An 11,940-nucleotide genomic window follows, 5' to 3' on the forward strand; every position below is an offset into this window, starting at 1 on the left:
AATGGCCGTAGGGCTTATATCGTACAAATGTTCGTATTCAGACCGGATTGCATACCGTACATTAGTTCGCTATTCTCATTGTGGAAGCCACCCATCGTTGGGAGGTGTTAGATGAAGCGCCAGGGCGGCCTGACCCCGCGGCAGCAGCAAATCCTGGATTATCTTGTCAGAGCGATCCAGGAGAAGGGGTACGCTCCGTCCGTCCGTGAGATCGGGGACGCCCTCGGCCTCAGCTCGCCGTCGACGGTCCACCAGCACCTGACCGCGCTGGAAGAAAAGGGGTTCGTGCGTCGCCACGGCGACCGGATGCGGGCCCTCGAGGTCGTCGACAAGACGCTCATCCACGACGCCGACTCCGTACGGCTCCCGCTGGTCGGCCGCGTCTCCGCCGGCACGCCGGTGCTCGCGGACGAGCAGGTGGAAGACCGCATCGAGGTGCCCCGGCGTCTCGTCGGCGACGTGCGCGACTGCTTTCTGCTCCGCGTGCGGGGCGACAGCATGATCGGCGCGGGCATCATGCCCGGCGACATCGTGATCGTGCGGCGGCAGCGGGCGGCGTCGGCGGGTGACATCGTCGTCGCCGTAATGGGAGAGGACGCCACGGTGAAGCGGCTGGCAACGCTGGACGGCACCCCAATTTTGAGACCGGAGAATGCCGCCTACCAGCCGATTCGCGGCGAGTTCGAGATCGCGGGCCGCGTCATCGGGTTGATGCGCGCCTACCAGGGGGTGCGGGGATGATGCTGCGCGTTGCGTCCCGTGCCGGCAGAGCCGCCGGCCACCACGGGCTTACGCTCGGCATCCGGGCATCCGTCCGGCCTCCCGCGGTGTACCACCATGCGGGCGTCCGCCTCGGTCACTCGCGGCTGTCCGCGGCGCGGGTCGACCGCACCTGGTGGCACCGGTTGATGGACGACCGCGACCTCCTCGGCGCGAAGCTGCTCCTGCTTGCCGCGCTGCTCGTGCTTACGGCGCTCCTGGAACGGGTAGTGTAGGGGTAGGGGGCTCAAGGCGATGGCCATGTTGCAGGTCAGCGAACCACGGATTTCACCGAAACTCAAAGTCATCCACGCCTATGTGGCGGCCGCGGATCCGGTGGATGACCGGAGCGGCATGGGCGTCGTCTTCGTGGACTCGCAGGGTCGCGTGCTCAAGCGCATCGGCCGGTCGCTGCCGGGTGTACGGTCCCATGACCTCGCGGCGTTCCGCGGGATCCTCTACGCGCTGTGGAATTCGCGGCGCTTCGGCGTCCGCCACGTCGTCGTCCACTGTGACCGCCCCGTCGTGGTGGCCCAGGTCAACGGCGACCGTCAGGTCGATGACAGCCTCGTGGGTCCGTACCTCGAGGTCCGTGCGCTATTGCACGCCTACCGGCAGGCCCGGGTGCTCGCCGACGGTTCGGCCTGGGGCCGCGAAGCAGCGGCGATCGCCGCCGTGGCCCTCCAGCACAACACCGACGACGTCGTCGAAGATGATCTCCCGCTCTGGTCGGACAAGCCGGCCGCGGAGTCCTCGAGCAACTGACCGCACGACGTACCACCTCCCCGTCCATCGATCTCGCGGCCGTATGCTATGATCGTGCCTTGGAATGAGCGTCAAGGACCCGTCTCCTCACATCGCACAGGGCGAGGAACGCCGCGCATCGGGCGATCTCGACGGCGCGCTGGACGCGTTCACGCTGGCGGTCGCCGCGGCGCCGTCGTCCGCGCACGCGCATAACAAGCTTGGCACGGTCTACGTCGATCTGCATCGGTGGGACGACGCGTTCTCCGAGTTCTCCAAGGCGGCGCAGCTGGATCCCCGCTACGCCCCGGCCCACAGCAATCTCGGCAACGTCTACCGGGAGCGCGGCCGGCTCGACGAAGCGGTCGCCTGCTACCAGCGCGCGATCGCGATGGACCCGGAATACTGGGTCGCGCACCAAAACCTCGGGGTGGTGTTCAAGCAGCAGGGACGGATCGGCGACGCGGTCCGCGAATTCAAAACGGCGACGCGGCTGTCGCTGCGGGCGCCGGCACGCAGCGAGCCGGGGGCGGGCCCGCGGGGCGCCCGGGCGCGGCGGGCGGGATGCCTCGGGTCGGGGGGCGCGATGCTCATGCTGGTGCTGGTCCTGATGGCGGTCACGCGGCGATAGGTGGGAATAAATCGAATCCCGACGGGGTTCTATCCTGGCGGATCACCCCTTTAGGAGTGAAAGGAGCCGTTAATGGCGGGCAAGACTGAGGCAGTCACCGAACAGAATTTCGACGCGGATGTACTGAAGTCGCAGGTCCCGGTCCTCGTGGACTTCTGGGCGACGTGGTGCGGACCGTGCAAGATGATCGCCCCGATCGTCGAGGACCTGGCCGGCGAGTACGAGGGTAAGCTGAGCGTGCGCAAGCTCGACGTGGACGAGAACGGCACGATTGCAGCGCGCTACAGCATCATGAGCATCCCGACGCTGGGGATCTTCCGCGGCGGCGAGCTGATCGAGCGGATCGTCGGCTACATGCCGAAAGAGCAGCTCAAGCGGCGGATCGACGCGGCATTGTCGTCCCGCGTCTAGGACGGTCCACACGGGGCCGCGCCGGGCGCGGTCGCCGAACGAAAATCGACGCTTCGCGTCTGCGCGGCCGGGTCCAATGGACCCGGCCGTCGCGGTTTTTTATGGAGCCAAAGTTGACAATATGATTGTCATGTTTATTGACATTTAGATCGGCAATTGCTATGCTGGCTTCGGATTCAATCCATTGTCACTAAAGGCAGATCGGAAGAACGCGCAGAGGAGCGTACCGGGTGTGAAAGAGCGTAGGCCGGACATGCCGGTGTACGTGATCAGCATCGCGGCCGATCTCCTCGGCTGCCATCCGCGGACGCTGCGGATCTACGAGGAGCACGGCCTCATGTCGCCGTCTCGGCGGCACCGCATTCGCCTGTACTCCGAGCGCGACATCCAGCGCGGCCGGCTGATCCGCTACCTGATCGAGGAGCGCGGTCTCAACCTCGCGGGCGTGCGGCTGGTCCTGGAAATCCAGGAGCGCACCCACGAGGAGATGACATGGGTGTGGAGCGACGACGAGTCGCCGGATCAAGTGGAAGACCACGGCACATCTCAATCAGCGGCGCATAGGGCGCGCGGCAAAGGAGAGCGATCGAAATGAGCAGCATCATGCGTTGGGATCCGTTTGAAGAGGTTGGCACGCTGCGGCGTGCGGTGGACCGCCTGTTCGATGACGTGCTGCTGGTGGAACGCGGCCCGCGGACATCGACCAACGGCCTGCCGGCGGCGGCGTGGAAGCCGGCCGTCGAGATGTATGAGACGGGCGATGAGGTCGTCGTGCGGGCGGAGATGCCGGCTGTCGATCCGTCGAACGTGGACGTCACCGTGACCAACGAGGCGATCACGATCAAGGGCACGGTGCGCCGGGACGAGGAGAAGCAGGACCGCGCCTACTACCGGCGCGAGCTGCGGTACGGCTCGTACGTCCGCACGCTGGCGCTCCCGACGGAGGTCACGGGCGGCGACGCCAAGGCGACGTACAAGGACGGCGTTCTCGAAGTGAAGATCCCGAAGTCGGAGCGGGCCAAGCCGACCACGGTGAAAGTCCAGGTCGCGCAGTAAACGCGGCGGCGGCGGGGCCGCGCCTGCGGCGTACACCAAGACACGCCGGCGCCCGCCCCGCCCGCACAGGAGGAGCAGTCACATGGCAAAGGTAGTGGGGATCGATCTCGGTACCACCAACTCCGTGATCGCGGCGATCATCGGCGGCGAGCCGACGGTCATCCCGAACGCGGAGGGCAGCCGGCTCACGCCCTCGGTGGTCGGCTTCACGAAGGCCGGGGAGCGGCTGGTCGGCCAGATGGCGCGCCGGCAGGCGATCCTCAACCCCGAAAACACGGTGTACTCGATCAAGCGCTTCGTGGGTCGCCGCTACAGCGAGGTTGAATCGGAGCGCCGGATCGTCTCGTACAAGGTCGAGGAAGGCAAGAGCGGCGCCGCGGTCGTGAACATCCCGGCCGCCGGCAAAACCTTCACGCCCGAAGAGATCTCCGCGATGATTCTCCAAAAGCTCAAGACGGACGCGGAGAGCTACCTCGGCGAGAAGATCGAGGGCGCCGTCATCACCGTACCCGCGTACTTCAACGACGCGCAGCGCACCGCGACGCGCAACGCCGGCGAGATCGCCGGCCTCAAGGTCCTGCGCATCATCAACGAGCCAACGGCATCCGCGCTGGCCTACGGCCGCGCGCTCGAGGAGAAGCACGCCAAGACGATCCTGGTGTTCGACCTCGGCGGCGGCACCTTCGACGTCTCGATCTTGGAGATCGGCGAGGGCGTCTACGAGGTGAAGGCCACAAACGGCGACACCCACCTCGGCGGCGACGACTTCGACGAGCGGATCGTCAACTGGCTGGCGGACGAGTTCAAGAAGCAGCAGGGCATCGATCTCCGGCAGGACCGCCAGGCGCTGCAGCGGCTGCGCGAGGCGGCGGAGCGGGCGAAGATCGAGGTCAGCACGGTCGTGCAGACGTCGATCAACCTGCCGTTCATCACCGCGGACGCGACCGGCCCCAAGCACCTCGACATGACGCTGTCGCGCGCCAAGTTCGACGAGCTGACCGCGGACCTGGTGGAGCGGTGCATCGGGCCGTTCAAGCAGGCGCTCTCCGACGCCAAGCTGACCGAGAAGGACCTCAACGAGGTCATCCTCGTCGGCGGGGCGACCCGGATGCCGAGCGTGCAGGAGCTGGTGCGCCGGCTCACCGGCAGGGAGCCCAACAAGGAAGTGCACCCGGATGAGGTCGTCGCGGTCGGCGCGGCGATTCAGGCCGGCGTGCTCGCCGGGGACGTGCGCGAGGTCGTGCTGCTCGACGTCACGCCGCTCTCGCTCGGCATCGAGACGCTCGGCGGGGTGAACACGATTCTGATCCCGCGGAACACGACGATCCCGACGCGGAAGACGGAGACGTTCAGCACGGCGGAGGACGGCCAGACGGCCGTGGACATCCACGTCGTGCAGGGCGAGCGGCCGATGGCCCGCGACAACCGGACCCTCGGCAAGTTCCAGCTCGACGGGATCGCGCCGGCGCCGCGCGGCCTGCCGCAGATCGAGGTGACGTTCGACATCGACGCCAACGGCATCCTGAACGTGTCGGCCAAGGACAAGGCTACCGGGCGGGAGCAGTCGATCAAGATCACCGGGACCGGCACGCTGGACAAGACGGAGGTCGACCGCCTCGTCAAGGACGCCGAGGCCCACGCGTCGGAGGATCAACGCCGGAAGGACGAGGCCGAGGTCAAGAACCGCGGCGACTCGCTGGCCTACCAGACCGAGCGCATGTTGAAGGAAGTCGGCGATAAAGTACCGGCGGAGGACCGCGCGAAGGTGGACGCCGCGCTCACCGAGCTCAAAGAGGCGGTCAAGAGCGGCGACACCGACCGCATCAAGCGGGCGACCGAGGCGCTGCAGCAGGCCAGCTACAAGCTGGGCGAAGAGATGTACAAGCGCCAGACGGCCGGGGCGGGCGCCGGGGCCGGGGCCGGCACGGGCGGCGGCGGGCAGGGTGGCGGACAGGGCGGCGGCGACGACGTGATCGACGCGGAGTTCAAGCCGTCCGACAAATCGTAACCGACGCCGCGGCGCGAACGGAGCGATGACGATGGAACACGAAGCGCGGCGCGAGGATCCGGCCCGCGAGGCCGATCAGGCACGGCCGGACTCCTCGCGCCCGAACGGTGCGGACGATCTCGAGGGGCTCTCGATGGAGGACCTTCGCGCCCGGGCCCGGCAGGCGGGCGATGAGGCGCGGCGGAACTGGCAGCAGTTTCTCCATTCCGCCGCGGATCTCGAAAACTACAAGAAGCAGGCCGCGCGCGACCGGCAGGACGCGATCGAGCGGACGCGGCGGCAGATGCTGAGCCTCGTGCTCGGCGTGCTCGACAACCTCGAGCGCGCGATGGCGTTCGCGGGCGTGCCGGACGGCCCGGCCAAGTCGCTGCTCGACGGCCTCCGGATGACGCACCGCCAGATCCTCGACCAGCTGCGGGCGATCGGTGTCCGGCCGATCGAAGCGGCGGGCGCGCCGTTCGACCCGCGGCTGCACGAGGCGGTCGCGGTGGTGCCCGCGGAGCAGGCCCACCAGCCGGCCGGGACGATCGCCGGTGAGGTGCTCAGGGGCTACCTCCTCAACGATGAGGTCTTGCGCCCCGCCAAGGTCGCCGTCGTCGGCGAGCCGGACCGGGAGCAGAGCGGCCGGTAGGATCCAGCGCCGGGAGCGTTCACGATGGAGTTCAAGGACTACTACAAGATCCTCGGCGTGCCGCGGAACGCGGACGAGAAGGCGATCCGCCAGGCGTTCCGGCGGCTGGCGCGGCAGCACCATCCTGACGTCAACCCCGGCGACAAGAAGAACGCCGAGTCGCGCTTCAAGGAGATCAACGAGGCGTACCAGGTTCTGAACGACGCCCAGCGCCGGGCGAAGTACGACCAGGTCCTGGAACTGCGCGAACGTGGCGGCGGGTGGGAAGATATCCTGCGCGGCGCAGGCGCGCGCGCAGGCGGCGGCCGGGACGGCGGCGCGTTTCGCGTGTACACGAGCGGCGACCCGGGAGAATTCAGCGAGTTCTTCGAGCAGCTCTTCGGCGGGCTCGGCGGCGGCGGGTTCGGCGAGGGGATCTTCGGCACCGGCGCGCGCCGCGGCCGCCCGCGGACGAGGGGCGGCGCCGCGGGCGTGGATCTCGAGGAGCTGCTCCGGCAGCAGCAGGCGCATCCTTGGTCCGCGCCGCAGGCCCAGCAGGCGCCGGCCGGGGACGTCGAGGGCGCCGTCGAGGTCACGCTCGAAGAAGCGTTCCGCGGCACCAAGCGGACGGTGACGATTCCCGCCGCCGACGGGCAGCCCGCGCGCACGCTCGACGTCTCTATCCCGGCGGGGGTCCGCGGCGGCCAGCGCATCCGCGGGGCAGGCGCGGGGCACGGCGGCGACCTGTACCTCCGCGTGGAGGTCCAGCCCCACCCGGTCTTCACGCGCGACGGCGACGACATCGCCGCCGCGGTCGACGTGCCCGTGTGGACCGCGGCGCTCGGCGGCGCGGTCGAAGCCCCCACGCTCGGCGGGCCGGTCACCCTCACGATCCCCGCGGGGACGCGCGACGGCCAGATCTTCCGCCTGCGCGGACGGGGCATGCCCCACGTCCGGGGCGGGGGCGCCGGCGACGAGCTGGCGCGCGTGCGGCTCGTGCTGCCGCAGCCGCTCACGGACCGCGACCGGGAGTTGTTCGAAGAGATGCGGCGGCTGCATGAAGACGCGACCAAGACCTAGCGAGGCGACCAATCATGGCGATGCGGTTTGACAAGTTCACAGAGAAGGCGCAGGAGGCAATTCAAGGCGCGTTGACCATCGCGCAGGAGCACCAGCACGGCCAGGTGGAGGCGGAGCACCTGCTGCTCGCGCTGCTGCGGCAGACCGACGGCGTGCCCGTCGCGATCCTGACGCGCCTCGGCGCGAATCCGAACGCGCTTCGCACCGCCGCCGAGCAGGCGCTCGCGCAAACGCCGAAAGTCTACGGGCAGGGCGGCGAGCCGGGGATCGGAGCGTCGCTGCGGCGCGCGCTCGAGTCCGCGCAGCAAGAGGCGCAGCGCCTGACCGACGAGTACGTGAGCACGGAGCACCTGCTGCTCGGTGTCGTGGGGGACCGCAACACCGGCGCCGGCCGCCTCCTGGCGCAGTCCGGCGTGGACCGCGAGAAGATCTACACCGCGCTCGCGGCGATCCGCGGCGGACAGCGCGTGACCGACGCGTCTCCGGAATCAAAGTATCAGGCGCTGGAGCGCTACGGGCGCGATTTGACCAAGATGGCCCGTGAGGGCAAGCTGGATCCGGTGATCGGGCGCGACGAGGAGATCCGCCGCGTCATTCAGGTGCTGGCCCGCCGCACGAAGAACAACCCGGTGCTGATCGGGGATCCCGGCGTCGGCAAGACGGCGATCGTCGAGGGGCTGGCCCAGCGCATCCTGCGCGGCGACGTCCCGGATACGCTGAAGAAGAAGCGCGTCGTCCAGCTCGACCTGGGCGCCCTGATCGCGGGCGCGAAATACCGCGGCGAGTTCGAAGACCGGCTGAAGGCGGTGCTCCGCGAGGTGACGGAGAGCGCCGGCGACATCATCCTCTTCATCGACGAGCTGCACACGGTGGTCGGCGCCGGCGGCGCCGAGGGCGCGATGGACGCCAGCAACATGTTGAAGCCGATGCTGGCGCGCGGCGAGCTGCACGCGGTGGGGGCGACGACCCTCGACGAGTACCGCAAGCACATCGAGAAGGACCCCGCCCTGGAGCGGCGGTTCCAGCCGGTGTTCGTCGACGAGCCGAGCGTCGAAGACACGATCTCGATCCTTCGCGGCCTGAAAGAGAAGTACGAGGCGCATCACGGCGTGCGCATCACCGACAGCGCCGTGATCGCCGCGGCGACGCTCTCCAAGCGCTACATCACCGAGCGGTTCCTGCCCGACAAGGCGATCGACCTGATCGACGAGGCGGCGAGCCGGCTCAAGATGCAGATCGACAGCAAGCCGGCCGCGCTCGACGAGGCCGACCGGCGGATCATGCAGCTGGAGATCGAGCGCGAGGCCCTGCGCAAGGAGACCGACCCCGCCTCGCGCGAGCGGCTCCAGGGCATCGAGCGGGAGATCGCCGCCCTGCGGGAGCAGAGCCAGGCGCTTCGCGCCCGGTGGGATCAGGAAAAGACCCTGATCGCCGAGCTCCGCGCCATCAAGCAGAAGATCGACGAGACCCGCACGCAGATCGAGCAGGCGGAGCGGGCCGCCGATCTCGAGCGCGCCGCGCGGCTGCGCTACGGCACGCTGCGCGAGCTCGAAGACAGGCTCAAGGCGCAGGAGGCCAAGCTCGCGGAGCTCGGCGAGGGCCGGCTGCTCAAAGAGGAAGTCGACGCGGAAGACATCGCGGAGGTCGTGAGCCGCTGGACGGGCGTCCCGGTGACCCGCCTCATGGAAGGCGAAATGCAGAAGCTCGTCCACCTCGAGGACCGGCTGCACGAGCGGCTGGTGGACCAGGAGGAAGCCGTCCGCGCCGTGGCCGACGCGATCCGCCGGTCCCGCGCCGGACTCGCCGATCCGCGCCGGCCGATGGGCTCGTTCCTGTTCCTCGGCCCGACCGGCGTCGGGAAGACCGAGCTCGCGCGGGCGCTCGCGGCGCTGCTCTTCGACAGCGAGGACGCCATGGTGCGCATCGACATGTCCGAGTACATGGAGAAGCATACCGTAAGCCGCCTCCTCGGGGCGCCGCCCGGGTACGTCGGGTACGACGAGGGCGGGCAGCTGACCGAGGCCGTCCGCCGCCGGCCGTATCGGGTCATCCTCTTCGACGAGATCGAAAAGGCGCATCCGGACGTCTTCAACGTGCTGCTGCAGCTGCTCGACGACGGGCGGCTGACCGACGGCCACGGCCGGACCGTGGACTTCCGGCAGACGATCGTCATCATGACGAGCAACCTCGGCGGCCATTATCTCCGAAACCTGGATCCGGACGACCTGGCCGCGTTCGAGCTCGTGCGGGTGCAGATCCAGGAGGAGCTGCGGCGCACGTTCCGGCCCGAGTTCCTGAACCGGATCGACGAGACGATCGTGTTCCGTCCGCTGAGCCGCCGCGATCTCGAGCAGATCGTGGGGCTTCAGTTGGCGACGCTGGTGAAGCGCCTCGCCGGCCTCAAGATCACGCTCGACGTGACGCCCGCGGCGCGCGCGCTGCTGGCGCAGGAGGGATACAACCCCGACTTTGGCGCGCGGCCGCTCAAGCGGCTGATTCAGCGCAGCATCGAGAACCCGCTCAGCCGGCACCTGCTCGCCGGCGACTTTCGCGACGGCGACACGGTCCTCGCCGACGCGCAGGGGGCGGAGATTGTGTTGAGGAAGGCCACTCCGGCTCCGGCCAAACGCTAAAGCCGGCCCCGGCAGGGAGACAGGGAGGGCCTCGATCCTCGAACTCATCGTGTTTGTGAGCGGCGGCGTGCTGCTCGCGCTCGAAATCGTCGCGAGCCGCGTCGTCGCTCCGTTTTTCGGCAACTCCGTCTACGTGTGGGGCAGCCTGATCGGCGTCTTTCTCGCCGCGCTGAGCCTCGGCTACTACCTCGGCGGCCGCATCGCGACGCGGTGGCCGCAGCCGGGTCCGTTTCTCGCCCTGGTGCTGGCGGGCGGCGCCGCGACCTTTCCGATCCCCCACGTCGCCGGCGCGGTCCTCGGCGAGATCGCCGGCCGCGACCTGGGACCTCGCTGGGGGCCGCTCCTCGGCAGCGCGACCCTGTTCTTCGTGCCGGCGGTGCTGATGGCGACGGTCTCGCCGTACGCGGTGCGTCTCAAGGCCCGCACGGTCGAGGGCATCGGCAACGTCGCCGGCATGCTCTACGCGCTCAGCACGCTCGGCAGCATCGCGGGAACGCTGCTTGCGACGTTCGTGCTGATCTCGTGGCTCGGCGTCCGCTCGATCATCCAGCTCCTCGGCACGGTGGAGATGGCGCTCGCGGTCCTCGGGTTCCTCTGGGCGCGGCGGGCGGTGCCGGCCGCCGCGGCCGCCGCCACGCTCGTCCTCCTCGCCGTGGCGACGTCGGCCGTCCCGCCGGACGGCCCGGACGTCGTGTACGCCCGCGACACGGTCTACCACCGGATCACCGTAAGCGACGAGGGCGTGATCCGCTACCTCCGCCTCGACCGCTACTGGCAGAGCGGGCGCGACCGCGCCGCGCCGCTGCGCACGGTGTTCTCATACACCGACTACCTGCATCTGCCGCTCGCGCTGATCCCGCACCCGAAGCGCGTCCTCTTCGTCGGCATGGGCGGCGGGACCGCGCCGTCGCGGTTCTTTCACGACTATCCGGATGTCGCCATCGACGTGGTCGAGATCGATCCGGCCGTGGCCGACACGGCGAGGCGCTACTTCGGCCTGCCGCGGTCGCCGCGGCTCACCGTGCACGTACAGGACGGGCGGCTGTGGCTGCGGCGCACCACGGATCGCTACGACCTGATCGTCCTCGACGCGTACCTCATCGACACCATTCCGTTTCACCTCGCCACCCGCGAGTTCTACGAGGAGGCGGCCGGGCGGCTCGCCCCGGGAGGCGCCGTCGCCGCGAACGTGATCGGCGCGCTGCGCGGCCCGGAGAGCCGGCTCTTCCGCGCGATCGACAAAACCTTCGCGTCCGTGTTCCCGGCCGTCTACATCTTCCCCGTCGACGGCGACGCCGGCGAATCGCTGCAGAACATCATCGTCGTCGGCACCGCGGGACCGCGCCTCGACGCCCGCACGGTCCACGCGCGCGCGCAGGACGCGGCGGCGGCGGGCCGGGTGACGATCACGCACTTCGCGGAGGATGCGGCGACGCTCGTCGAGCGGCCGATCGAGACCGGGGACGTGCCGCTCCTCACCGACGATTTCGCCCCGACGGACGTGCTGGCCGCGCCGGCCCGCTGAACGACCCATGCCGGTCCTCAAGCTGGTGCTCGGCGATGTGGTCCGCACGCGCAAGACGCATCCCTGCGGCGGCGACCAATGGGAAATCGTGCGCCTCGGCGCCGACATCGGACTCCGCTGCCTCCGCTGCGACCGGAAGGTACTGATGCCCCGCTCCAAGCTCGAGCGCCGGATCCGCGAGTTCGTGCGGCGGGGTCCCGGCGCCGCGCCCGCCGACGGCGCGCCTCGCGCCTAGCCGCCTGCCGGAGCGCCCGTCGCGGCGCGACACGTTAAGGATTTCTGCATCAAGTGTCTGCGAACCCGGGTAATCGTGTATAAACGGGTCATGCAGCGCACCATGCGAAGCTCCCACCGCCGTTCCTTCCGCAATCGTGCGCCAAACCTCTCGTAAACCGACGTCAACACGGACCGACGCCCGGCGCACCGCGGGGTTGGACGGGCAGGACCGCGCTCGGAGTCTCAGGTCGGCGCTCAGCGCGTGGA

13 protein-coding genes are annotated in these 11,940 nt (G+C 69.2%); all 13 read left to right on the forward strand.

Translation table 11 applies throughout. The features are described from left to right. Positions 1 to 111: 111 nt before the first annotated feature. Positions 112 to 741 carry a transcriptional repressor LexA gene (gene lexA / locus VKT83_06270; GenBank protein ID HLY22057.1) on the forward strand — a complete coding sequence of 210 codons (630 nt, stop codon included), beginning with the start codon at positions 112 to 114 and terminating at the stop codon, positions 739 to 741. Beyond that, positions 738 to 995: a hypothetical protein gene (locus tag VKT83_06275; protein ID HLY22058.1), complete on the forward strand. Its 258-nt coding sequence runs from the start codon at positions 738 to 740 to the stop codon at positions 993 to 995. The genes lexA and VKT83_06275 overlap by 4 nt, the downstream gene beginning before the upstream one ends. Before the next feature lie 19 nt (positions 996 to 1,014). Continuing rightward, a complete protein-coding gene (locus VKT83_06280) occupies positions 1,015 to 1,524 on the forward strand; it encodes a reverse transcriptase-like protein (GenBank protein HLY22059.1) in 510 nt (169 codons plus the stop codon). 64 nt (positions 1,525 to 1,588) lie between these two features. Next, a complete protein-coding gene (locus tag VKT83_06285; protein ID HLY22060.1) occupies positions 1,589 to 2,134 on the forward strand; it encodes a tetratricopeptide repeat protein in 546 nt (181 codons plus the stop codon). A gap of 72 nt (positions 2,135 to 2,206) precedes the next feature. Beyond that, positions 2,207 to 2,545, forward strand: coding sequence for a thioredoxin (trxA, locus tag VKT83_06290; GenBank protein HLY22061.1), 339 nt, complete (start codon positions 2,207 to 2,209; stop codon positions 2,543 to 2,545). Positions 2,546 to 2,777: 232 nt separating this feature from the next. Next, positions 2,778 to 3,140: a MerR family transcriptional regulator gene (locus tag VKT83_06295; protein ID HLY22062.1), complete on the forward strand. Its 363-nt coding sequence runs from the start codon at positions 2,778 to 2,780 to the stop codon at positions 3,138 to 3,140. Continuing rightward, a complete protein-coding gene (locus VKT83_06300) occupies positions 3,137 to 3,601 on the forward strand; it encodes an Hsp20/alpha crystallin family protein (protein HLY22063.1) in 465 nt (154 codons plus the stop codon). The genes VKT83_06295 and VKT83_06300 overlap by 4 nt, the downstream gene beginning before the upstream one ends. A gap of 82 nt (positions 3,602 to 3,683) precedes the next feature. Beyond that, entirely contained in the window at positions 3,684 to 5,609 is a 1,926-nt protein-coding gene (dnaK, locus tag VKT83_06305) for a molecular chaperone DnaK (protein HLY22064.1), read from the forward strand. A 31-nt stretch (positions 5,610 to 5,640) separates the two neighbouring features. Continuing rightward, entirely contained in the window at positions 5,641 to 6,240 is a 600-nt protein-coding gene (locus VKT83_06310) for a nucleotide exchange factor GrpE (GenBank protein HLY22065.1), read from the forward strand. Between the two features lie 24 nt (positions 6,241 to 6,264). Continuing rightward, entirely contained in the window at positions 6,265 to 7,299 is a 1,035-nt protein-coding gene (locus VKT83_06315) for a DnaJ C-terminal domain-containing protein (protein HLY22066.1), read from the forward strand. A 20-nt stretch (positions 7,300 to 7,319) separates the two neighbouring features. After that, positions 7,320 to 9,932, forward strand: coding sequence for an ATP-dependent chaperone ClpB (clpB, locus tag VKT83_06320; protein HLY22067.1), 2,613 nt, complete (start codon positions 7,320 to 7,322; stop codon positions 9,930 to 9,932). A gap of 55 nt (positions 9,933 to 9,987) precedes the next feature. Next, a complete protein-coding gene (locus VKT83_06325; protein ID HLY22068.1) occupies positions 9,988 to 11,457 on the forward strand; it encodes a fused MFS/spermidine synthase in 1,470 nt (489 codons plus the stop codon). A gap of 7 nt (positions 11,458 to 11,464) precedes the next feature. Next, the gene (locus VKT83_06330) at positions 11,465 to 11,692 is read left to right on the forward strand and encodes a DUF951 domain-containing protein (GenBank protein HLY22069.1); all 228 of its coding nucleotides are present in this window, start codon (positions 11,465 to 11,467) and stop codon (positions 11,690 to 11,692) included. The last annotated feature ends 248 nt before the right edge of the window (positions 11,693 to 11,940 follow it).

Source organism: bacterium (assembly GCA_035308905.1).
Classification (GTDB): domain Bacteria; phylum Sysuimicrobiota; class Sysuimicrobiia; order Sysuimicrobiales; family Segetimicrobiaceae; genus DASSJF01.